The sequence below is a fragment of the Kitasatospora sp. NPDC056184 genome (assembly GCF_042268405.1).
GTDB lineage: Bacteria > Actinomycetota > Actinomycetes > Streptomycetales > Streptomycetaceae > Kitasatospora.
Map to the genome: position 1 here is coordinate 531,877 of NZ_JBHJUI010000002.1, position 23,108 is coordinate 554,984.

At 74.4% G+C, this 23,108-nt stretch carries 16 protein-coding genes; 7 read left to right on the forward strand and 9 right to left on the reverse strand.

The genetic code is table 11. The features are described 5' to 3' along the window. Positions 1 to 2 precede the first annotated feature (2 nt). Positions 3 to 1,103, forward strand: coding sequence for a hypothetical protein (locus tag ACFC0B_RS07240; protein WP_376083421.1), 1,101 nt, complete (start codon positions 3 to 5; stop codon positions 1,101 to 1,103). 384 nt (positions 1,104 to 1,487) lie between these two features. Here ACFC0B_RS07240 and ACFC0B_RS07245 read toward each other — a convergent pair whose 3' ends face one another. The 5 genes from ACFC0B_RS07245 to ACFC0B_RS07265 form a co-directional block, all read right to left on the reverse strand. Then, the gene (locus ACFC0B_RS07245; protein ID WP_376083422.1) at positions 1,488 to 2,516 is read right to left on the reverse strand and encodes an alpha/beta fold hydrolase; all 1,029 of its coding nucleotides are present in this window, start codon (positions 2,514 to 2,516) and stop codon (positions 1,488 to 1,490) included. Positions 2,517 to 2,527: 11 nt separating this feature from the next. Next, complete coding sequence (locus ACFC0B_RS07250) at positions 2,528 to 3,754, reverse strand: esterase/lipase family protein (RefSeq protein WP_376083424.1); 1,227 nt, start codon at positions 3,752 to 3,754, stop codon at positions 2,528 to 2,530. A 224-nt stretch (positions 3,755 to 3,978) separates the two neighbouring features. Then, a complete protein-coding gene (locus ACFC0B_RS07255) occupies positions 3,979 to 4,770 on the reverse strand; it encodes a 3-hydroxybutyrate dehydrogenase (RefSeq protein ID WP_376083425.1) in 792 nt (263 codons plus the stop codon). A gap of 277 nt (positions 4,771 to 5,047) precedes the next feature. Continuing rightward, on the reverse strand, positions 5,048 to 7,024 hold the full coding sequence (locus ACFC0B_RS07260) for a ricin-type beta-trefoil lectin domain protein (RefSeq protein WP_376083427.1): 1,977 nt from the start codon (positions 7,022 to 7,024) through the stop codon (positions 5,048 to 5,050). 504 nt (positions 7,025 to 7,528) lie between these two features. Beyond that, positions 7,529 to 8,065: a flavodoxin family protein gene (locus ACFC0B_RS07265; RefSeq protein ID WP_376083428.1), complete on the reverse strand. Its 537-nt coding sequence runs from the start codon at positions 8,063 to 8,065 to the stop codon at positions 7,529 to 7,531. A 260-nt stretch (positions 8,066 to 8,325) separates the two neighbouring features. On the opposite strand from ACFC0B_RS07265, the gene ACFC0B_RS07270 reads away from it, so the two are divergent. Then, a complete protein-coding gene (locus tag ACFC0B_RS07270) occupies positions 8,326 to 8,931 on the forward strand; it encodes a hypothetical protein (RefSeq protein WP_376083429.1) in 606 nt (201 codons plus the stop codon). A gap of 2 nt (positions 8,932 to 8,933) precedes the next feature. Here ACFC0B_RS07270 and ACFC0B_RS07275 read toward each other — a convergent pair whose 3' ends face one another. The 3 genes from ACFC0B_RS07275 to ACFC0B_RS07285 form a co-directional block, all read right to left on the reverse strand. Then, positions 8,934 to 11,300 (reverse strand): glycoside hydrolase family 65 protein, encoded by a 2,367-nt coding sequence (locus ACFC0B_RS07275; protein WP_376083431.1) that lies wholly within the window; start codon positions 11,298 to 11,300, stop codon positions 8,934 to 8,936. A 14-nt stretch (positions 11,301 to 11,314) separates the two neighbouring features. After that, positions 11,315 to 14,866, reverse strand: coding sequence for a hydantoinase B/oxoprolinase family protein (locus tag ACFC0B_RS07280; protein WP_376083433.1), 3,552 nt, complete (start codon positions 14,864 to 14,866; stop codon positions 11,315 to 11,317). A 195-nt stretch (positions 14,867 to 15,061) separates the two neighbouring features. Further along, positions 15,062 to 15,673 (reverse strand): hypothetical protein, encoded by a 612-nt coding sequence (locus ACFC0B_RS07285; RefSeq protein WP_376083435.1) that lies wholly within the window; start codon positions 15,671 to 15,673, stop codon positions 15,062 to 15,064. A gap of 212 nt (positions 15,674 to 15,885) precedes the next feature. Here ACFC0B_RS07285 and ACFC0B_RS07290 point away from each other — a divergent pair, with 212 nt between their 5' ends. Continuing rightward, positions 15,886 to 17,448, forward strand: a complete 1,563-nt coding sequence (locus ACFC0B_RS07290) for an IPT/TIG domain-containing protein (protein ID WP_376083436.1) — start codon at positions 15,886 to 15,888, stop codon at positions 17,446 to 17,448. A gap of 178 nt (positions 17,449 to 17,626) precedes the next feature. Beyond that, positions 17,627 to 17,953 (forward strand): putative quinol monooxygenase, encoded by a 327-nt coding sequence (locus tag ACFC0B_RS07295; protein ID WP_376083438.1) that lies wholly within the window; start codon positions 17,627 to 17,629, stop codon positions 17,951 to 17,953. Positions 17,954 to 18,192: 239 nt separating this feature from the next. On the opposite strand, the gene ACFC0B_RS07300 is transcribed toward ACFC0B_RS07295, so the two are convergent. Then, complete coding sequence (locus ACFC0B_RS07300) at positions 18,193 to 19,200, reverse strand: class I SAM-dependent methyltransferase (protein WP_376083440.1); 1,008 nt, start codon at positions 19,198 to 19,200, stop codon at positions 18,193 to 18,195. Positions 19,201 to 19,416: 216 nt separating this feature from the next. Between ACFC0B_RS07300 and ACFC0B_RS07305 the strand changes: the two genes are divergently transcribed. From ACFC0B_RS07305 to ACFC0B_RS07315, 3 genes are all read left to right on the forward strand, one after another. Then, positions 19,417 to 20,613: an FAD-dependent oxidoreductase gene (locus ACFC0B_RS07305; protein WP_376083442.1), complete on the forward strand. Its 1,197-nt coding sequence runs from the start codon at positions 19,417 to 19,419 to the stop codon at positions 20,611 to 20,613. A gap of 172 nt (positions 20,614 to 20,785) precedes the next feature. After that, positions 20,786 to 22,210 carry a rhodanese-like domain-containing protein gene (locus tag ACFC0B_RS07310; protein ID WP_376083443.1) on the forward strand — a complete coding sequence of 475 codons (1,425 nt, stop codon included), beginning with the start codon at positions 20,786 to 20,788 and terminating at the stop codon, positions 22,208 to 22,210. Beyond that, positions 22,207 to 22,998 carry a sulfite exporter TauE/SafE family protein gene (locus tag ACFC0B_RS07315; protein WP_376083445.1) on the forward strand — a complete coding sequence of 264 codons (792 nt, stop codon included), beginning with the start codon at positions 22,207 to 22,209 and terminating at the stop codon, positions 22,996 to 22,998. Before ACFC0B_RS07310 ends, ACFC0B_RS07315 begins: the two co-directional genes overlap by 4 nt. Positions 22,999 to 23,108 lie beyond the last annotated feature (110 nt).

The following is a 23,108-nucleotide window of genomic DNA, read 5'->3' on the forward strand; positions in this document are numbered from 1 at the left end:
CCATGCCGAACCGCACTCGGGACGAACGAACGGCATTCGACCACGACGCGGTGCTCGCCGAACTGCGCGCCGTCCGGCGGGCGGGCCCCGTCCGGCTCCGTGAACTCGACCTCCCCCTCCTCGACGCCCTCGCCGCCGCGTCCGTGCCGCGCCACCCGCGCACCGTGGAGGACCTGCTGCGCCGCGCGGTCACCGGACTCGACGCCGGCACCCTCCAGGAGGCCGCCCGGTTCAGCCTCGGCCTGGCCCCCGGAACCAGCGACTGGCCGGCCGCCGACCGCCGCAAGCGCGCCGCCGGCGTCTACGGCCTGAGCGTCGAGCGCTTCCGCCGGCACCACGAACTCCTCGTCCTGGCCGCCGTCGTGGACGAGATCGGCCGGCTCGCGGAGCAGCCCGACGAGCCGGACCGCCGGGACCCCGCCGCCGAGCACCAGCTGCTGCACCTGCCGCTCCGGGGCCGGACCGCCACGGTGCACCTGCACACCCACTCGGTCGACCTGCTCCGCGACGTGGACGTCGTCGTCTCGCCCAGCAACGTCTACCTGGCCCTCGCCGAGGCCTACAAGAACTCGGTGTCCGCCGTGCTGCGCCGGGCGGGCGCGGTGCGCGGCCCCACCGGCGACCTCGTCGAGGACCGGATCTCCACCGAACTCCGCCAGTGGCTCGACCAGTACCGCAGCTTCGGCCGCCCGGTCCTCGCCTCGACGGTCGCCCCCACCGGCGCGGGCGCGCTCGAACGGCAGGGCCTGCGCCGGATCTACCACGCCGCCGTCGCCGTCCCCCGCCCCGGCACCAACGACTACGACGTCCAGTCGGCCGACGTCACCCGGGCCACCACCCGCGCGCTCGCCCTCCTCGCCGAGGAGCACACCCGCTTCGACCCGCCGCTGCGCTCCATCTGCTTCCCCCTCCTCGGCGCCGGCCGCGGCGGCCTGGCCCCCGAGGTGAGCATCGCCGCGGTCTGGGCCGCCGTGGAGGCCGAGCTCTCCCGCGGGGCCCCCTGGGAGATCCACCTCGTGGTGCGCAACCCGGCCCGCGCCCGGGCCGTCACCCGCCACCTCCTCGCCCCCCACGGCGCCCCCGCCCAGCCGACCGCCCGCTGACCGCCCGCTGACCGTAGGCCCGTCGGCCGAGGCGGCGGGCCTCGACGGAGGCGGTGGCGTCGAGCAACCGGAGGCCGTCGCCGACGACCTCTTCGCTCTGCGCCCCCCGCCGGTGCTCGCACCCTCGCGTGCCGCGGACACCGGCGCGAGCGGACGGTGCGCCGCCGGGCCGGACCGTGCGGGATCGGCCCTGCCGATGTGCTCACCGGACGGACTTCCCCCACGACGAATCGGCCGTGGCGGTGCTCAGCAGCGTCCTGCTGTCCGGTACGGACCGGGCGGCGGACGACGCCGAGCGGCACATCGGCCGCCGGGCCGCGTCAGGGGCACCCGGTGGCCACCACCGGTGACCGCCGGGTGCCCCAGCGCCGGACCGCCCCGCTGTCAGGCCCCGTCGAGGGTCTCCACCAGCGCCGCCAGGAACTCCTTCGGCCGCTCCAGGTGGACGCTGTGCCCGGCGCCCTCGACGACCACCTCGCGCACCCGCCCGCCGGCGGCGGCGTAGCGGTCGAGGACGGCGCGGGTCTGCGCGACCATCGGCTGCGCCGGGCAGACGTCCGCGCCGGGCCAGCCCGGAATCGCGCCGATGGCGCCCAGGTGGGCCAGGTCGAAGAGCGAGGTGTCGGAGACGATCACGTCGGCCGACCCGCGGATCCACAGGATCGGCGGCTTGGGCTCGACCAGTTCCAGGTCGTCGATCCGGAAGTGGGTCGGCGCCATGGAGTTGAGGACGCCGCGCTCGCCGGGCGCGGAGCCCGGCCAGGCCTCGCTCGTGCGGCTGTCGCCGGGGTAGTGGTCGTCCCCGGTCCGGGTGGTCAGCATGGCGGCCACGTAGCGGTCCGGCTCGGCCAGCGGCTGGCTGACGTAGGTGGCGTCCAGCACCGAACGCGGCGCGAACGGCGACTCGGCGCCCAGCTCGCCCTCACGCAGCAGCCGGACGAACTCGGGAGCCGCGCCGCCGGCGCCGGAGCCCGCGCCGTCGGGCGAGTTGAGCGTCCCGTCCACCCCGTGGGTGCCGCCGAAGCCGTACGGCGACACCGGGTTGACCAGGGTCAGCGAGCGGACCGACCCGGGGTGGTCGCGCAGCAGTTGCAGCGCCACGCCGCCGCCCATGCTCCAGCCGACCAGGTGCACCGGGCCGAGGTCCAGGGCCCGGAGGTAGGAGAGCAGGTCCTCGCTGTGGTCGCGCAGGCCCCGGGTGGCGTCCACCGGCAGCGGCTCGGTGCCGCCGAAGCCGCGCAGGTCGGGCGCCAGCGGGCGGTAGCGGTCGGGCAGGTCGGCCATCGTCGGGTGCCAGAAGACGCCGGAGGAGACGTTGCCGTGCACCAGGACCACGGGCTCACCCGTGCGGCCCTCGATCTCGGCGTGGTTCACGGTCAGCCGGTCGGTGGCCGTCAGTCGGTCGGTGATCATCGGGCGTGTCCTCAGTTCAGCCAGCCGGCGACCTGCGCGCTCGCCGCGCTGTCCCAGCCGAGTTGCAGGTGGTTGGCGAGGGTGATCAGCGCGGTGCCGCCGACGGTCGCGATGCCGGTGGTGTCCAGGGCGCTGGCCACGAAGACCACGCCGTCGCTGGGGGCGCGGTTCTCGTTGAAGATGCCGACGACACTGGGCGTGCCGCCCGCCATCAGGTAGGTCGTCACCGAGGCGGGCACCCCGGCCTGGTGCAGCGGGGCGATCAGCGAGCCGGCGTCGATCGCGGCCTGGATGCCGCCGCCCTCGGTGTAGAAGCCCTGTCCGCCGTAGTAGGTGGTGTACCAGTCCTGCTGGGTCTGGTCGACGCCGACCTTCGCGTCCCAGCGGGCCAGCATCTGCCGCTGCCCGGGGTAGACGTCGTACCCGCCGGAGGGGGCGAAGGAGAACTCCGGGTGCGCGGTGTAGGTGCCGTAGCAGGTCATCCGCAGGTGCGGCGCGGGGGCGTTGACCTGGCCGCCGCACTGCGGCCAGATGGAGAAGTCGTGCGCCCAGCCGTGGGCGAAGGGGTAGTCGTACCCGCCGTTCGGGCCGCCGATGGTGATCAGCTTGCGCACGTCGCCCGCGTAGGAGCGGCCCCAGGAGGGCTTGACCGAGGACACGTAGGAGCGGGCGGACATCTCGCCCTTGCTCCAGCCCACCACGTCCACCTGGGGGACGCCGAGCTTGGCGCGGATCAGCGCGACGGCGTCGCCCACGGCCTGGGCCTGCATCAGGTTGTCGCCCTGCTTGTGTGCGAAGCCGACCGCGAAGACCCGGTAGCCCCGCCCGGCCAGGTTCTGCATCAGACCGGTGCTCGGGCAGGAGAGGGCACCGCAGCCGTAGCCGCCGGACTCACCGGGATTGGCCCAGGCCCGGTCCGGGTTGTCGTTGGCGCCGTGCACCAGCAGCACCGGCACCTGGTGCGCGCCGGTGTTCCAGCCCGGGGCCGAGTAGAGCAGGAAGCGGCCGGAGAAGGGCTGCTTGACGCCGCCGAAGAAGGTGAGCCGCTGGCCGTCCTGGTTCCCGCGGCCGTCCGGCGGGTACTGCTCCTGCTTGAAGCCGGAGGTGGTGTCGAGGTACCGCTCGACGCGGTCCCAGCCGTTGGCGACGCTGCTGTACGTCGCCTCCAGCGTCAGATGGGACGGTATCGCCGCCGAGGCCGTCCCCGCCGGGACGACCGCGCCGATCAGTGCCAGCACGCTCGCGAGCAGCCAGCCGAAGCCCCTCCGCCTACCAGGTCCGCTTCCCCACATGCCGCGTTCACTCCTCCACGCCGAGGTCCAGTGCGTGACACCCTATGAAGGCCGGAATGTCCTCCCTATGTCGGCGGCACATACCTCGGGCGTCACGCTATGGGTCTCGACCACCTGGCCAGGACGCGGTCCGCGGCGAACCCGCCCCGCGCGGCGCCGGCGCCGGCCCGTCAGCGGGCGGTCCAGCCCCCGTCCAGCGGCAGGGACGCGCCGGTGATGAAGCCCGTGTGCGGGCCGCAGAGGAAGAGCGCGGCCCGCGCGACCTCCTCGGGCTCGATGAGCCGCTTGATCGCGGTGCGGTCGAGCATGATCCGCTCCACCACCTCGTCGGCCGAGATGCCGTGCGCGGCGGCCTGCCCCGCGATCTGGTTCTCCACCAGGGGCGTGCGCACGTACCCGGGGTTGATGCAGTTGCTGGTCACACCGTGCGGAGCGCCCTCCAGGGCGGCGACCTTGCTGAACCCCTCCAGGGCGTGCTTGGCCGTCACGTACGCCGACTTGAAGGCGCTCGCCCGCAGCCCGTGCACCGAGGAGATGTTGACGATGCGCCCCCACCCGCGCTCGTACATGTGCGGCAGGGTGCGCCGGACGATCCGGAACGGCGCCTCGACCATCACGCGCTGGATCAGCACGAAGCGTTCGACGGGGAAGTCCTGGATCGGCGCGACGTACTGGAGCCCGGCGTTGTTCACCACGACGTCGGCGTCGTCCGGCAGGGCGTCCACCGCCTCCGCGTCCGACAGGTCCACCACGTGGGCCGTGCCGCCGATCTCCTCGGCGACGGCCTTGGCGGCCTCCTCCGCCAGGTCGACGACGTACACATGGGCGCCCGCCTCGGCGAAGGCGGTGGCGCACGCCCGGCCGATGCCGCTCGCCGCGCCCGTCACCAGGACCTTCCGTCCGGCCAGGAAGCGGCCGGCCGGCGTGGCGGCCGGGCCGCCGGTGCTCTCGATGTTTTCCATGGCCGCCACGCTAGGAACCCGGCCGGGCCGGGCACACGTCCTCCGGTACCACAGTTGCGCACCGGATGGTGGTGGTCACCACCACAGCGCCCCGGCCCCGGTCCGCTCCGCCGGAGCACGCCCGTGGCATGGGGCGTGCCGACACCGGACCGGGCGACGGATGGCGGCGGCCGCCATACCGGAGCCGTAGCCTCCGTCGTCGGATCGGATCGGATCGGATCGGATCGGGCCGGGGCCGGGGCCGGGGCCGGGGCCGGGCGGCGCGGCGCGCCGTCCGTCAGCGGAGCTGGAGGGACCACTCCTGCTTCCAGCCGCCCTCGCAGGTCCACACGCCGAGCTGCTTGTGGTCGGAGTCGAGGGTGAGGCAGTCGTCGTCGGAGATCTGGATCCGGTACTTGCCGTTGCCGACGCCGACGAACTGCCACTTCTGGTTGGAGGTGCCGCCCCAGGCCTGCTGCTCGGCGACGTAGGTCTCCGGGTTCTCGGTGAGGTTGTACCCGAGGTCGTTGACGATCCGGTAGCGGTCGCCGCCGAGCGGCTTGATCGTCCAGGTGGAGCCCTTGTAGCCGAGGATGCCGCCCAGGACCGGCGCGCCCCAGCTCGCGGTCTCGTTCGGGGCCGTCGCGCCGAGGCCGTTGTCGAGCTTCAGGAACAGCGGCCGCTCGGTCGGGACGGTGCTGCCGCCGCCGGTTCCGCCGCCCGTCGGAGGCTTCGTCGGGGTGCCCGGTTCGCCGGGGACGACGACGCCGCCGGAGGCGGATTCGAGCACCCACTCCTGCTGCCATCCGCGCTTGCAGGTCCAGACGCCGAGCTGCTTGAAGTCGGAGTCGTGGGCGAGGCAGTCGTCGTCGGAGATCCGGATCTGGTACCGGCCGTTGCCGACCGCGTAGAGCTCCCACTTCTGCCGGGAGGAGTTGCTCCACGGCTGGAGTTCGGCCATGTAGCCGCCGCTCTCGGTGAGGTCGAGCCCGTAGGAGCTGGTGATCCGGTAGCGGCCGCCGCCGACGGAGGTGAGCTTCCACTTGGACTCGTTGCCGCCCCGGAGCCCGGGAACGACGGACGCGCCGGCCGAACCGCTGACCGGGACGGCGCCCAGGCCGTTGTCGAGCTTCAGGGTGATGTCGGCGCCGTTGCCGGGCGTGCCCGGGTTGGTGGTCGGCGGGGTGCCGCCCCAGGCCCAGTTCTGGTTGGGCGCGTCGCGGCGATCCTCGGAGCCGCAGGCCCAGGCCGTGACCGTGCTGCCGTTGGCGGTGCGGCCGTCGTAGTCGTCGACGCAGACGTCCTTGGAACGGTCGTCCAGGTCCGTGAGGTGCCGCAGGCCGCCGCTGGGCGACATGTGCCAGCGCTGGCCGGGGATCTCCAGGCAGTCCCAGATCTGGAGCTTGTTCCCGTTCGCGGCCCTGTTGTCGGCCAGGTCGAGGCACTTGCCGTTGGCCGCGCGGAGCTTGTAGCCGTTGTAGGTCCACTTCTGGGCGTCGCCGCCGTTGCACTCCCACAGCTGCACGGGGGTGCCGTTCGCGGTGCCGTTGCCGCTGACGTCCAGGCAGGCGTGGTAGCCCGGCGCCGCGGAGTCCGGGGTCAGACTGCTGGTCCTGCTGCCGTATCCGGAGCGGGCGGGGAAGTGGATGGTGCGCACGTCGCCGTCGCACTTGTAGGGCCGCGCGGTGCCCATCCGGCAGGTCCACGGCTCCTTCTTGACGCTGTCGCCGTCGTTGCCGGTGAACGCCCAGTTCATGTAGCCGCCGTCGCCCCGGTTGCGGAACGTCGATTCGCCCTGGAACACCCAGATCCGGAATTTGTCGTAGCCGGAGGGCTCCTTCTGCTCCTTGTCCATGAAGTGGTTGAGTTTGTAGGTGGTGTCGAGCAGCACGCCCTTCATGTCGGCCTTGTGCTCGTTCGTGAACCACTCGGTGTCGTACAGGTCGGTGCCGACCGTCTTGAACACCATGACGTTGAACCCCGGGAACTTCTCGCTCAGCTTCGACGCGGTGTTCTGGGTGAACTGCGCGTTGTCCAGCTTGTTGGCGTTGGCGGCGCCGCGCATGAGCTTGATCGTGTCGAAGACGGAGGTGATCAGCGAGGTCATGCAGTTGCCGCCGCCCGGCACGGCCGGGGTACCGCAGGTCTTGTCCACCGGGGCCGCCGACACCGGCGCGGCCTGGGCCTGCGTGGTGAGGCCGCCGACCAGAGCGACCGCGGTGATTCCGCAGGCGAATGCGCGTTTCGCGCGGGACAGGGCTTTCACGGTTTTCACGTCGGAATCGTCTTTCTTCTCGGATCGAGATCTGCTTCGTCTCGACGAAGAAGGACGATAGGCCCGGGAATCCGCCGCCCCGTCATTCCTGACGGCATTCATACGGCGGGGCCCGGAGCTCTGCCCTTTCGCGCACCACCCAGGTCGGGCGGCTTCGCGGATCGCACCTGCGGATGTCCGTCCGGACGTCAGCACGCCGTCAGAGTTTCGTCAGGACAGGCGGACGCGCCTTGCCCGGCGGCGCCCGGATCGTCAACGTGTCCTCCGCCCTGCACCGGACGGCCCGGAGACGGCGCCGATCAACGGCGAGCACTACGACGGCGGCGACCTCGCCCCGACCGCCGCGGTCGCGCGGGAGGAACGCTCGCGGCTCCGCCTCGCCGAGCTCGCCGACCGGCTCGTCGCCCACGTCTGACCGACCTCGGGCCCTCCGGCACCACGCCGGTCCGACCGCGGCCACCTGTCGGAGCAGCACGCTCCGACAGGTGGCCGTCACCCCTGTGCCTACCGGACGAGGGCGGCGCCCCAGGCGCGGGCGCGGTCCAGCTCGCCCGGGCGGAGCGGGCCGTCGACGCCTTCGACGACGAAGCCCTCGGGCTCGGCGACGACATCGTAGTGGTGGCGTTCGAGACGATGGGCGATGCCGGGTGCGGCCCCGCCGCTGCCCGCGCCGGCGCCCCGGGTGTCGAAGGCCGCCGCGTGGGTGCCGGCCCCGGCGTCGCGCAGGTGGCGGAACCAGGTGCGCAGGCCCTCGCCCTCGGCGGCCTCGCGGGCCTCCCGGGCGGCCTCCTCGTGGCCCTCCTTCCTCGCCTCCGCACCGGCGGCCATCCGGCGGCTGAGACCGGAGGACATGCCGCGCATGTGGGTGGGGCCGCCGACCACCAGCAGGTCCGCGGACCTGGTGAGTTCGGCGGAGGCCCCGGCCACCGGGAGGCAGTCGACGGACGCGGAGGGGTCGACCCCGTGGACGCCCTCGGCGATGGCCTCGGCGATCTCGCGGGTGTTGCCGTACAGGCTCTCGTACACGATCACGGTGTGCATGGCTGCCTTCTCTCGTCGGTCCCCACCGGTCGTCGGCACCGGGCCGGGGCCGGCCCTGGACGGTGCGCGGTGCGCGGTGCCCGCGGGCGTCGCCGGCACGCGCCCGCGTCCCGCACCTCAATCGCACCACCGCCGACCCGGGTCCGGCAGGGCCGGACGGCCCCGACGAAGGGCCCGCCGGACCCTGGGGCCGCCGTCGCCGCGCCGGAAGACTCGGGGCGGAGCCGACGGACCGCCGCCCCGCCCCGAGGAGGTGCGCCATGACCGCGCAGCAGCACCCGGCCACGCACACGCCGCTCCCTGCCCTGCTCCGCCGCGCCTCCGGTCTGGACCGCAACCCGCTGTGCCGCCCGGTCGACCGGGCCCGGAGCCGGCTGGCGCTCGCCCTGCCGCTCGTGCTCGCCGCGCTGCTCGCGATGAGCGCGGCGGTGTCCGTGCTGGTGTTCCGCACCGAGACCCGCGCCGAGCGGGAGACGGCCCGCCACCGGCACGCCGTCGTGGCGACGACCGTCGGGCCGGCGTCGTCGGACGACTTCCGGCCCGGGAGCACCAGGGCGCACGCGCCCGCCCGGTGGACCTACCCGGCGGGTCCGGGCGGTGGCGCGATCGAGGTGACCGCGGGCACCCCCGCCGGAACGGCGGTGCCCGTCCACCTGGACGACGCCGGCCTCCCGGCCGACGGTCCCCGCGACAGCACGGCGGTCCTCGCGGACGCCGGAGCCTTCGGCGTCGGCACGGCGATCTGCCTCTCCTCCCTCGCGGTCCTCGGCCACACGGCGCGCCGCCGCGCCCTGGACCGGCGGGCGGAGCGCGACTGGGAGCCCGCCTGGGCGCGGGTGGAGCCGCTCTGGACCCAGCGCCGGTGAGGTCAGAGCCGGAAGACCCGGACCTCGCCGGGGCGTACGGTGGCCGTGGTCCCGCGGCAGCGGACCCGGATCGGCCCGGGGCCGTCCTCGGGCAGCCGCACCGCGGCCGTCCGCCGGTCGACCGTGACCACCACGCCCCGGTGGCCCCGGTAGCACAGCTCCAGTTCCAGCCGCCCGAGGGCCGAGGGCAGGTGCGGGTCCAGCCGCAGCGCGTCCTCCCCGGTCTCCAGCCCGGTGTAGCAGCGCTGCAGCAGGTCGACCGCCCCCGCCATCGCGCCCAGGTGGACGCCCTCCGCCGTGGTGCCGTGCTGGGTGTCCCGGAGGTCGGCCACCAGGGCGTCGCGGAAGTACCGCCAGGAGGCACGGCGGTCGGAGCGGGTGAGCACCCAGGCGTGGACGACCGAGCTGAGCGTCGAACCGTGCACGGTGCGCCGCAGGTAGTGGTCGGTGGTGCGCCGGAACAGCTCGTGCGGGGCCGGGTAGCCGAGCCGCCGCAGCAGGTCGCGGACCTCGCGCGCGGAGAACAGGTACCAGAGCATCAGCGCGTCGGCCTGCTTGGAGGCCTGGTAGCGGTTGACGGTGTCGCCCTCGGCCTCCAGGATCCGGTCGAGGCGGCGCAGGTCGGGGTAGCGCCGCCGGTAGTCCGCCCAGTCGAGTTCGGCGAGCCGCTCGTAGCCGTCGAACTGGCTCAGCACCCCCTGGTGGAACGGGACGTGCAGCCGTCGGCCGACCTCCTGCCAGCGGTCGAGTTCCGGGGCGTCCAGGGCGAGCCGCTCGCGCAGCTCGTCGCGCCGGTGCCCGGGCAGGGCCCGTAGGGCGTCCGGCGCGCGGGCGAGCACCCAGGAGGCCAGGACGTTGGTGTAGGCGTTGTCGTCCAGCCCGGGGCGGTCGGCGCCGGGGTAGGCGTCGTGGTACTCGTCCGGGCCGAGCACGCCCCGGATCGACCAGCGTCCCCGGTCGCGGTCGTACACCGCAGCGGACGACCAGAAGCGGGCGATCTCCAGCAGCGTCTCGGCGCCCGCCGAGGAGAGGAACTCCACGTCCCCGGTGGCCTCGTAGTACTTCCAGACGTTGTACGCCACCGCCGAGCCGACGTGCCGCTGGAGGCGGCTGTGGTCGGGCAGCCAGCGGCCGGACAGCGGGTTGAGGTGGAGCCGCTGGGACTCCTCCCGGCCGTCGCTCGCGCTCTGCCAGGGGTACATCGCGCCACCGAACCCGGCCTCCCGCGCGGCCTGCCGGGCGGCGTCCAGGCGGCGGTGCCGGTAGCGGAGCACCGAGCGGGCCAGCTCGGGGAGGCGCAGGTCGAGCAGCCGGAGCACGAACAGCTCGTCCCAGAAGACGTGGCCCCGGTACGCCTCGCCGTGCAGGCCGCGGGCGGGCACGCCGACGTCCAGGCCGACGGAGTGCTCCGAGTAGGTCTGCAACAGGTGGAACAGGGCCAGGTGCAGGGGGCCCGCGCCGTCGAAGTCCGCCTCGATCCGGCAGCGGCGCCACAGTTCGGTCCAGCGCGGCACGTGCTCGGCGAGCAGGTCCGTGAAGCCTCCGGCCCGGGCGGCGAGCAGCCGGGAGGCGGCGAGCGGGGCCGCGATCGCCGGATCGCGGGAGGTGTGCACGGCCACCACCTTCTCGACGGTCAGGGGACGGCCGCGGAGCGCCGCCAGCGACCTGACCTCGGCCACCCACCCCTCGCGGCGCTCGTACGTGACGGCGGTCGTGCCGTGCGGCGCCCGGGTACGGGCGGCGAGGGCGATCCGCAGCGGTGAATCCTCCGCCGCGACCTCCAGCCGGCACACGCCGCTCCCGTCCACGCCCTCGCCGGCCGGAACCAGGTGGCGGTCGGTCAGCCCCCGGTAGCGGGCGACGCCCCGATTGGCGACGACGCCGTCCAGGGCCGAGCGGACCTCCAGCGGACCGGACCAGTTCTCCGCCGTGAACGTGCTCTCCAAGGCGACCAGGTGCGGCCGGGCCCGGCTGGCGAGGCGGCGCTGCACCAGCCGGGTGCGCCGCCCCTCGCCGTCCACCACCAGGGCGGTGCGGGTCAGCAGGCCCCGGCGCAGGTCCAGCTCCAGGGTCTGCGCGGCGGGCGGTCCGGTGAACCACGTGCCACCCGGGCAACGGAAGGTCAGCGGCAGCCAGTTCGGGCCGTTGACCAGGTCCTCGTTGCTGACCGTCCGGCCCGCGACGGTCGAGGCGGCGCGGTGGTAGCACCCGGCGAGGTACGTCCCCGGGTAGTGGACGCCGTCGGCGACCGCCTCGGGCGCGGCGCCGCGGGTCACCAGGTAGCCGTTGCCGACCGCGCACAGCGCCTCCCGCAGCCCCTCCTCCGCCGGGTCGAAGCCCTCGTAGCGCAGGATCCACGGGTCCGGCATCCACGGGTCCGGCGTCACGGTGGTCCGAACCCGCCGCCGCCGGGGGTGCGGATCTCCACGGCGTCGCCGGCCGCGACCTCGGCGCTGCCGCAGCCGGGGACCTCCTCCGCGGTTCCGTCGGAGCGCAGCACGCGGTTGGCGCCGAGGGCGCCGGGGCGGCCGCCGTCGAGGCCGTACGGCGGGACGCGGCGGTGCCCGGAGAGGAGGCTGACCGTCATCGCCTCGCGGAACCTCAGCCGCCGGAGCACGCCGTTGCCGCCGTGCCGGCGCCCGGCTCCGCCGCTGCCGGGGCGGACGGCGAACTCCTCGACGAGGACCGGGAACCGCCACTCCAGGACCTCCGGGTCGGTGAGGCGGGAGTTGGTCATGTGGGTCTGGACGGCGTCCGCCCCGTCGAAGTCCGGGCCGGCGCCGGAGCCGGAGGCGATGGTCTCGTAGTACTGGTGCTCCGCGTTGCCGAAGGTCAGGTTGTTCATCGTGCCGGAGCCCTCGGCCTGGACGCCGAGCGCGGCGTAGAGCGCGCCGACGATGGCCTGCGAGGTCTCGACGTTGCCGGCGGCGACGGCGGCGGGGTACTCGGGGGCGAGCATCGAGCCGGGTGGGACGAGGATCCGCAGCGGGCGCAGGCAGCCGTCGTTGAGGGGGATGTCGTCGTCGACCAGGGTGCGGAAGACGTACAGGACGGCCGCGGTGACGACGGCGGACGGGGCGTTGAGGTTGCCGGCGACCTGCGGCGAGGTGCCGGTGAAGTCGATGGTGGCGCCGCGGCCGCGGCGGTCGACGCGCACCGAGACGGCGATCACGGCTCCGGAGTCGGTCTCGTAGCGGTAGGAGCCGTCGGACAGCCCGTCGACGGCGCGGCGCACCGCCTGTTCGGCGTTGTCCTGGACGTGCCGCATGTAGGCCTGGACGACGTCGAGCCCGAAGTGGTCGATCATCGCGTTGACCTCGTCGACGCCCTTGCGGTTGGCGGCGACCTGGGCGCGCAGGTCGGCGAGGTTGGTGTCGGGGGCGCGGGACGGGTACGGCGCCCCGGTGAGCAGCCGGCGGGTCTCCTCCTCGCGCAGCCGCCCTTCCACCACCAGCGGCCAGGTGTCGAGGAGCACGCCCTCCTCGTGGATCTCGCGGCTGTCGGCGGGCATCGAGCCGGGGGAGGTGCCGCCGATCTCGGCGTGGTGGCCGCGGGAGGCGACGAAGAACAGGACCCGCTCGCCCTCCGGGTCGAAGACCGGGGTGACCACGGTGATGTCGGGCAGGTGGGTGCCGCCGTGGTAGGGGTCGTTGACGGCGTAGGCGTCGCCCGGGCGCATCCGCGGGCCCCGCCGGCGGAGGACCTCCTTGACGGTGGTGCCCATCGAGCCGAGGTGGACGGGCATGTGCGGGGCGTTGGCGACGAGGTTGCCGTCCGGGTCGAAGAGCGCGCAGGAGAAGTCCAGCCGTTCCTTGATGTTGACCGACTGGGCGGTGGACTCCAGCCGGGCGCCCATCTGCTGGGCGATCGCCATGAAGAGGTTGTTGAAGACCTCCAGCAGGACCGGGTCCGCGGTGGTCGGGACGGCCTCCTGGGCGGTGGCCCCGACCTGCTCGACCAGCAGGTGCCCGGCGGCGGTGACGGTCGCCCTCCAGCCGGCGTCCACCACGGTGGTGGCGTTGGCCTCGGCGATCACCGCCGGGCCGGTGACGGCGTCCCCCGCGCGCATCGACTCGCGTTCCAGCAGCGGGACCTCGTGCCGGGCCCCGCCGGTGTACAGGCGGACGGTGACGGCTCCGGCCGGGGCGGCCGCGGGGGAGAGGGTGTCGAGCTCGGGCTGTTCGGTCAGGCCGGTGCCTTCGACGGCCAGGGCCTCGATCGTGAGCGGGCGGTCCATCAGGAAGGAGTAGGTGGCCCGGTGCCGCTCCTCGAAGTCGGCCCGCATGCCGGCCGGTTCGCCCAGCGGGACGCCGATGGTGCTGTCGGTCCCCTGGTAGCGCAGCCGGACCCGGTGGGTCAGCCGGATCCGCTCCTTCGGCACGCCCTGGTCGAGCAGTTCGCGGACGGCCGCCCGCGCCAGCTCCTCAGCCAGGCTCCGCACGGCGCCCATCTCCGCCTCGGCCAGGGGCCGTTCGACGGCCTGCTCGCGCAGGACGGCGGTGTCGGCCAGGCCGATGCCGAGGGCGGACAGCACCCCGGCCATCGGCGGCACCAGGACGGTGCGGATGCCCAGGGCCTCGGCCACCGGGCAGGCGACCTGGCCGCCCGCGCCGCCGAAGGTGGTCAGGGTGTACCGGGTGACGTCGTGGCCCTGCTGGACGGAGATCCGCTTGATCGCGTTGGCGATGTTGCCGACCGCGATCCGCAGGAATCCGTCGGCCGCCTCCTCGGCGGTCCGGTCGCCGATCTCCCCGGCCAGTTCGGCGAACCGGCGTTCGGCCGGCCCGCGGTCGATCGGCCGGTCGCCCTCCGGTCCGAAGACCCGGGGGAAGTGCTCGGCCTGGATGCGGCCGAGCAGCAGATTGGCGTCGGTGACGGTCAGCGGTCCGCCGTTGCGGTAGCAGGCCGGTCCGGGGTGGGCGCCGGCCGAGTCCGGTCCGACCCGCAGGCGTTGACCGTCGAAGCGGAGCACCGAGCCGCCGCCCGCCGCGACGGTGTGGATCGCCAGCATCGGGGCCCGCAGCCGCACCCCGGCGACCTGGGTGGTCACCACCCGCTCGTACTCGCCGGAGAAGTGCGAGACGTCGGTGGAGGTGCCGCCCATGTCGAAGCCGATCACCCGTCCGTGGCCGGCGAGCTCCGACATCCGCACCATGCCGATGATGCCGCCGGCCGGGCCCGAGAGGATCGCGTCCTTGCCCCGGAAGTGGCCGGCCTCGGCGAGACCGCCGTTGGACTGCATGAACATCAGCCGGACACCGGTCAGTTGGTCGGCCACCTGGCGGACGTAGCGGCGCAGCCCGGGGTCGAGGTAGGCGTCGACCACCGCGGTGTCCCCGCGGGGCACCAGTCTCATCAGGGGGCTCGCCTCGCTGGAGAGCGACACCTGGTCGAAGCCGAGCCGCTCGGCGAGCCGGCCGATCGCCCGCTCGTGCGCGGGGTGCAGGTAGCTGTGCAGGCAGACCACGGCGACGGACCGGATGCCGTCGCGCAGGCAGCCGCGCAGGCCCTCCGCGAGCCGGTCGAGGTCGGGCGGGCGGAGCACCCGGCCGTCGGCGGCGATCCGCTCGTCCACCTCGACCACGCGGCTGTACAGCGGTTCGGGCAGGACGATCTCGCGGGCGAAGATCTCCGGCCGGTTCTGGTAGCCGATCCTCAGCGCGTCCGCGAAGCCGCGGGTGATGACCAGGGCGGTCGGCTCGCCGGTGCGCTCCAACAGGGCGTTGGTGGCCACCGTGGTGCCCATCCGGACCGAGTCGATCTCCGCCCCGGGCGGCAGGAGGGCCCGGATCCCCGCCACCGCGGGGTCGCGGTCCAGCACGGGGTCGTGCGAGAGCAGCTTGTGGGTGAGCAGGCGGCCGTCCGGGGCCAGCGCGACCACATCGGTGAACGTCCCGCCCCGGTCCACCCAGAACCGCCAGCCCCTGGCTGCCATGACCGGCTCCCTCCGCCCTGCCGTGCGGCGTTCCGTGCGCGAGTGGCCCCGCGCACGAGTATCCGGCCGGGCGAACCGGCCGGGCAAACGGAACACACCGGGGGACCGAGCGTCCGGGCCGATGCCGCTGACCGGCCGGGGAGTCGTCCGCCCGGCTGCCGACGGGCGCGACCGCCGCCGGCCTCCCGTGGCGACTCAGGGCCCGGGATGCGCGAACAGCACGGCGTGCCGGGCGATCGCCCCGGCGCGGTCGGCGCACTGCTGGTAGCAGCAGGCCAGCAGGACCAGGTCGGTGACGTCCACGGGGTCGGCCGCCCGCTCGCGGAGCAGCAGCTCGTACAGCAGCCGCTGCCGCTGGCCGACCTCGTGCGACGCGCTCAGCACGTCCGCGACGCCCTCGGCCGTCCCGGACCGCAGGACGTCGGCGGACCGCGCGACCAGCGCCAGCGCCGCACCGGCCAGCCCGCGCAGCGGAGGCCGCAGCCACTCGGCGAACGCTCCCCGCTCCTGGCGCGCCCACGCCGCCTCCAGCAGCCGCTCGGCCAGCCGCGCGAGCGCCTCCACCTCGCACCCCACGTGCACGCCCACGACGACCCCGGCCCGCCCGCCCGGTGTCGCGGCGGCGTCCTCCTCGACCCGGGCCAGCAGCTCGCCCAAGGCCTTCTCCGCGACCGCGATCCCGTCGCCGCCGCCGGCCGGATCCACCAGGACCGCCGTCACCCCGCCCAGGGCGGTGTGCGCCAGCCGCACCAGCCCGGCCAGCTCGTCCACGAGCGCACGACCACCCGCCTCCGCTCCGTCGGACATCGCGCACACTCCCGTCCTCCCCCTCGACCAGTCTCGCCCCACCGCCACCGGCCGCGCAGGCCGGGACGCCGTCCGTGATGCGCCGGGCGGTACGCGCACGGAGAATCGTTGACATGACAGGCCCGGCCGCCCGGGGAGCCGGTCGCGGCTGCCCGGCGTGGGCCGGCGTTAGCCGCCCTCGGTGGGTCCGGATCCACACCCCAGGAGTGATCATGGCCAACTCGACCCCGGTCCAGGTCTGCATGACGCTGTCCGCGCTCGCGGCCACCTCGGCGACCCCGCGGCCGTCGGGGGAGACCCGGGACGCGCAGACGTGGCGCGTGGCGGCCGGAATCTCGGAGCAGCTGCGCGCCCTCTGGCTGGCGACCCAGGCCACCTGGAGGCTCGCCTGGATCGCGCTGAGCCCGGACGACGCCAACATGGCGTACATCGCCAAGAGCATCGACGGCTCCAACCAGTTCGCCGTGGTGGTGCGCGGGACGGCCGGCAGCATCACCGACATCCTGGAGGACCTCGACGTCGGCACCGTGGTCCCCTTCACCGCGAGCGGTTCGCCGACGCCGGTCGCCGTGTCCAAGGGAGCCATGACGGCGTTCACCCAGGTCGCCACCGCGGTCTCGATCCCGCCGCCGCCCGGGGACGTGCTGGGTCTGCCGGTCCCGGAGGAGGCGTTCGCCCTCCAGGGCGCCACCCTGGCGCAGGCGCTCGCCGACCTGGTCCGAGGAGCGCCCACGACCCCGCGGCCGACCGTGTACGTGACCGGTCACAGCCTGGGCGGCTGCGTCGCCACCATGCTCGCCCCGTACCTGTACACGCAGGCGCGGCGCTGGACCAACGTCCCGCAGTTCGCGCTCGAAACCTTCGCGGCCCCCACCGCCGGGCTGCAGAGCTTCGCGACCTACCTGAACGGACTGCCGTGGCTCAGCAACAACCGCCACGTCAACGCCTGGGACGCCGTGCCGCTGGCCTGGAACAACCTGCCGGCGGTGAACCAGGACAAGTGGTACCCGGCACCAGGCCCGGCGGGCAACAGCACCGTGCACCACCTGTTCGACGTCCTCAACGGGCTCCCGAAGGGCAGGGTGTACGTGCAGCCGGGCGTGTCCACGCAGTGGCCGGCGGACGGCGACTACGCCAGCCACGACCCGGCGCTGGTCAACAGCACGCTGGCGGACTTCATGGGGCAGGTCGCCTTTCAGCACGCCAACAACACCTACCTCGGCCTGCTCGGGGCCTCCCTGCTCTCTCCCGGCCCGATCGTGACCGGCATCAGCCCCACCTTCGGCGCGAGCGGCTCCACGGTCATCGTCGAGGGATACGGCTTCACCGAGGGGAGCGTCCTCGACTTCGGCCCCGTCCCGTGCCGCGACCCGCTCATCGCCCCGGGCGGCGCCCGGATCACCGCCACGGTGCCGGACGGCGTCGGCATCGTGGACGTCCGGGTCACCAACTGCCGCGGCACGTCGCCGGTCGTGCCGCTGGGGCAGTTCGCCTACGGCGGGCCGGCCCCGCTGGTGGTCACCGGCATCACGCCGACCAGCGGGCCGGCGAGGAGGACCACCGTCATCATCACCGGCTCGGGCTTCCCCGTGGGCGCCGGCGTGAACTTCAAGGACGAGGCGTCGAAGACCGTCGTCCGGATCTCGGACACCGAGCTCACCGCCGTCGCCCCCCTGCGGCTCGACGACAGCCTGACGGTGGACATCACCGTGACGGTCGGCGACATCGCCTCCGCCACCGGCCCGGCCGACGAGTTCACCTACACGGGCCCCTGAGCCGGACGGAGGCCGAGTCGGCGGCGGGTCCTCGCGCGGGATGCCGCCGCCGGGGGCGCGGGTGCCTCCTGGGTCGCATGGCAGTCGTCTGACCTGCGACGATTACCTTCGTACTCGCTGATCGATCAGCCACCCACGCGTCCTTCCACGTGTGAACGTGGAACGGAGAGGAAGTCCCATGATCTTCATCACGGTCAAGTTCGCCGTCCGCCCCGAGCGCGCCGACGACTGGCTCGCCCTCGTCGACGACTTCACCCGGGCCACCCGCAGCGAGCCCGGCAACCTCTTCTTCGAGTGGTCCCGCAGCGTCGAGGACCCCCACGAGTTCGTCCTGGTCGAGGCGTTCCGGGACGGCGCCGCGGGCAAGGAGCACGTCGAGTCCGCGCACTTCGTCAAGGCCATGGACGACCTGTCGTACGCGGTGGCCGCCAAGCCGCGGATCGTCTCGATCGACATCCCCGGCATGGACGGCTGGGGCGAGATGGGCGAGATCACCCCCCGGTGACCTCCGGGCCACCGGGAGCGGCCGGCCGGTTCCCGGACCGGCCGGCCGCTCCGGCCTCCGCGGCGCTGTCGGAGCCGGGTGATATCCCTGGGCCGCCGACCGGCCGTGGTCCGACGCGGGCGCGTGAGGGCGCCGGGCGGTTCCGCCCGCACCCCTCGTGCGCCGCTCGCGGGCGGGGCCTGATCCGCGGCCCGCTCACCGGCCGGCCCTGCCGGGTGGGGCGGTCGGGGCTGGGCCGGTCAGGGCCGAGGAGTCTCGGCGACCGCCACCAGGGCCACCCGGGGGACCTCGGCGGCCCAGCCGCCCTCCGCCGGCCGTACCGTCGGCCGGGAGGGCCGGCCCTCGGGCAGCTGCGGGTAGTCGCTGTGGTCGAAGCTCTCGCAGAGCAGGTCCCAGGCGCCGTCCGTGCCGAGTGCGGCGAAGTGCGCGGCCAGGCCGTAGCTGTCGGCGAAGTAGGCGACCGCGGCGGCGCGCGCCAGGTCGGGTGAGGGGGCGCGCAGGGTGACCGGGTCGTAGAGGTCGAGCAGGCGGGTCTGCACCGGGTGGTCGGCGAACAGGTCCCAGAGCCGGTCCCGGCTGAAGTGCGGGTAGTCGTGCGGGACGGCGCCGTGCCGGTCGACGACGGTGCCGAAGAAGACGGCCATCGGGCTGGCCGGATCGAAGTCGTGGAGGACCACCCGGCCTCCCGGCCGCACCACCCGCACGGCCTCGGCGACCGCCAGCGGGCGCTCCTCGACGGGGATGTGGTGGGTGCCGTAGGCCAGGAGCACCGCGTCGACGGTCCGGTCGGCCAGCAGCAGCTGGTCGGCGGCCTGCCGCACGGCGGGCAGGCCGTGGGCGAGTGCCGCGGCGACCATCGGGCCGGAGATGTCCCCGGTGAGCACCGTCAGGCCGTCCGGCAACTGCTCCGGGCGCAGGTGCGCGACCCGGGCGAGGAGGCCGTCGCCGCCCAGCACGTCGAGGACCAGGACCTCCGGACCGCGGTCGGCCGGAGCGGCCAGTCGCAGCAGCTGCTGGGCCCCGGTCCACCGCACCAGCGGATCGCGGTGGGCGCGCCGGTAGGTACCGCCCCGGCCGGAGTCGTCGGAGTCGAACTCGTTCGTCAGCGCGCAGAGCCGGTTCATCGTGGCCCCGGAGCCGAACCGCTCCGGATCGAGCAGTTCCCGCAGGCGCGGGTGGCGGGCTTGCACCTCGGCCAGGTACCGCTCCACGGACAGCCCGGGAAGGTAGGTCGTCGTCTCGGACACGGTTCTGTCTCCCTCGTGGGACCTCGGCGATTGCCGATGATTCGTATGCGAGCGTAAGCGCGCGACTACGGGTCCGCATGTCATGGGGTGAGGGAAGACCATGCCTCGGAGGCAAATGTACGGACAATTTGAGGGAAGTTTGCCCTGGTGCCTTGCGGTCGGCGGCGGGGTGGGCCTACTTTAATGTCCGTACATTTGGCCAGGGAGGGCCCCTTGATGAGCAAGCACCACCGGATCGTGATCATCGGCGGCGGGACCGCGGGGATCTCGGTCGCGGCCCGGCTCCGCCGGGCCGGCGAGCGGGACGTCGCGGTGATCGACCCGAGCGACCGCCACTATTACCAGCCGCTGTGGACACTGGTCGGCGGCGGGCGGGCGCCGCTCGCGGAGAGCATCCGGCCGCAGGCCTCCGTCCTGCCGAAGGGCGTGGCGTGGATCCGCCGTGCCGCGGTCGCCGTCGATCCCGACGCCCGGGAGGTGGCGCTGGACGACGGCGGGACCGTCTCCTACGAGCACCTCGTCGTCTGCCCCGGGATCCAGCTGGACTGGGACCGGGTGCCGGGCCTGGAGGCCGGGCTCGGCAGGGACGGGCTGTCCAGCAACTACCTGCCGCAGCACGCCCCCGCGACCTGGCGCTTCATCCGCGGGACCCGCTCCGGGAGCGCGGTGTTCAGCATGCCCGCGGGGGCCATCAAGTGCGGCGGCGCCCCGCAGAAGATCGCCTACCTGGCCGCCGACCACTGGCGCAAGGAGGGGGTGCTCGGCCGGATCGACGTCCACCTGGTGATCCCCGGTGCCGCCATCTTCGGCGTCCCGGAGTTCGCCCGCGTGCTCGATGACGTGGTGCGCCGGTACGGCATCAAGGTCCACTACGGGAGCGAGGTCACCGAGGTGCGGCCCGAGGCCCGCGAGGTGGTCGTGACCGACCTGGCGACCGGCGGCAGGACGACCCTGCCGTACGACGTCGCCCACCTGGTGCCGCCGCAGAGCGCCCCGGACTGGATCAAGCGCGGCCCGCTCGCCGGCGCCGACGACCCGGCCGGCTACGTCGAGATCGACAAGCACACCATGCGGCACGTCCGCTACCCCGACGTGTGGGCGCTCGGTGACGCCGGATCGTCCCCGAACTCCAAGACCGGCGCCGCCGTGCGCAAGCAGGCGCCCGTGCTCGTCGAGAACCTCCTCGCAGTCCTCAACGGCCGGGAGCCGAAGGCCTCTTACGACGGCTACGCCTCCTGCCCGCTGACCACCGCCCGCAACAAGATGCTGCTCGCCGAGTTCGACTACACCGGGCGGCCCACCCCGTCGATCCCGGTGATCAACACGATCCGCGAGCGCACCGACATGTGGTACCTCAAGCGGCGCGGCCTGCCGTTCCTCTACTGGAACCTGATGCTCCGCGGGCTCGCCTGACCCGCCTGACCCGCCTGACCGGCCTGGCGCGCCTGGCGCATCCGACGTGCCCGGCGCCCGCCGGCCGGACCGCCGCGCAGCCCACCACCCATGCCTTCCCCCGCCGCCGCGCCGTGCCCCTCGCACGCGGCCGGGCGGCACCCCACCCACCGTCCACCCCCAGGAGCCTCCGATGACGAAGCCCGCCGGACCGCTGGTCCTCGTGCAGTTCTACCTCGACTGCCTCTCCCACGCCTCGTACCTCGTCGGCGACCGCACCACCGGCCGGGCCGTCGTGGTCGACCCCCAGCGCGACGTCCACGACTACCTCACCACCGCCGAGGACCACGGTCTGACCATCGAGCGGGTCATCGAGACCCACATCCACGCGGACTTCCTCTCCGGCCACCTGGAACTGGCCGAGCGCACCGGCGCCCGCATCTCCTACGGCTCCGCCGCCGTGCTCGACTTCGACACCGACCCCCTGGCCGACGGCGAGCGCCTCAGCCTCGGTGAGGTCGACCTGGAGATCCTGCACACCCCGGGCCACACCCCGGAGTCGATCTGCGTCGTCGTGCGCGAACACGCCGGTGACGACGTCCCGTTCGGCGTGCTCACCGGCGACACGCTGTTCATCGGCGACGTCGGCCGCCCCGACCTGCTCGGCTCGCGCGGCCTGTCCGCCGAGGAGATGGCCCGCTCCCTCTACCGCTCCACCCGCGCCCTGCTCACCCTCCCGGACGACACCCGCGTCTACCCGGCCCACGGCGCCGGCTCCGCCTGCGGCAAGAACCTCTCCGCCGACCTGAGTTGCACCATCGGCAACCAGCGCCGCGGCAACTACGCGCTGGCCGACATGACCGAGGACGAGTTCGTCGCCGTGGTGACCGCCGGTCAACCCGCCGCGCCCGCCTACTTCGCGTTCACCTCGGTGCGCAACCGCCAGGCCCGTCCGGTCCTGGACGAGGACACCCCCGTCCCCGCGCTCGCTCCGGAGGAGTTCCTCCGGGCCCGGGCCGGCGGCGCCACCGTGCTGGACACCCGGGATCCGGAGGAGTTCGCCGCCGCCCACCTGCACGGCGCGGTCAACATCCCGCTCGGCGGCCGGTTCGCCGAACTCGCCGGGCAGGTGCTCGACGCCCAGGACGCGATCGTCCTGTGCGGCGACCCGGACACCGTGATCGAGGCCCGGAACCGCCTGGCCCGGATCGGCTTCGACCGCGTCCTCGGCGCCCTGGCCGCCCCGGTGGCCGCCGTCGGCGCCGCGCACCTGACCGCCGCCGGGCGGGTGGAGGCCGACGCGCTGGCCGACCGGCTGGCGGCGGCCGACCGCGCGTTCGAGCTGCTGGACGTGCGGGGCCCGGGCGAGGTGCGGGAGAACGGCACCCTACCCGGCGCCCGGCTCGTCCCGCTGCCCGAACTGCTCGCCCGCCTGGGCGAACTGCCGACCGAGCGGCCGCTGACCGTGATCTGCGCGGGCGGCAACCGCTCCTCGGTGGCCGCGTCGGTGCTGCGGGCCCGCGGCTTCGAAGCGGACGACCTGCGCGGCGGCTTCGCCGCCTGGCACGGGGAGGTCGTCCACCCGGCGGACCGGACCGCGGACGGCGTCACGGCGTGAGCGTCCTGATCACCGCTCTGCTCTGCGGAGCCGTGGTCGGCGTGGCCCTGGGCGCGCTCGGCGGCGGCGGGGGAGTGCTCGCGGTCCCGGCCCTGGTGTACCTGCTGGGCAGCTCGCCCGCCGAGGCCGGGACCACCAGCCTGGTCATCGTCACCGCCACCTCCGCCACCGCGCTCGCCCGCCACGCCGGCACCGGCACCGTCAGCTGGCGCACCGGCGCGCTGTTCGCCGCGGCCGGCGTGCTCCCCGCCGTCGCGGCGGCCGGGCTTGCCCACCGCATCCCGCAGGCGGTGCTGACCGCCGCGTTCGCCGTCCTCGCCGCACTGGCCGCGGCGGCGATGCTGCGCGGCACCCGAACCGCGCGGCGCGCGCCGGTCGACGGGGACGGGCAGCCGGGCGGCGGGGACGGGCAGCGGGGCGGCGGGCGGCTGCGCACGCTCGCGGCCGGAGCCGGCCTGGGGGCGGTGACCGGGCTGCTGGGAGTCGGCGGCGGCTTCCTCGCGGTGCCCGCGCTGGTGTCCGTGCTCCGGCTGCCGATGCGCAAGGCCGTCGGGACCAGCCTGGTGGTCGTCCTCATCAACTCGGTGGTCGCCCTCACCACCCGCCTGTCGGTCACCGGCATCTCCCTCGACCCGGCCGTCTTCGGGCCGTTCGTCGGCGCCGCCGTGCTCGGCGCCTGGGACGGCAAACGACTGGCGGCCAAGCTCTCCGGCGCCGCGCTGCAACGGGCCTTCGCCGTCGTCCTGCTCGCGGTGGCGGCCGCCATGATGATCGGCGTGCTCGTCTGACGGTCCCGCGGCCGCTGCCCCGGGAGCCCCGCCCGGGCCGCGGCCACCGCGGTCCGCGTCGGGGGCCCCCCCGGGCCGGCGGGGCGGGGGTTGTTGGATAAACCCCGCGG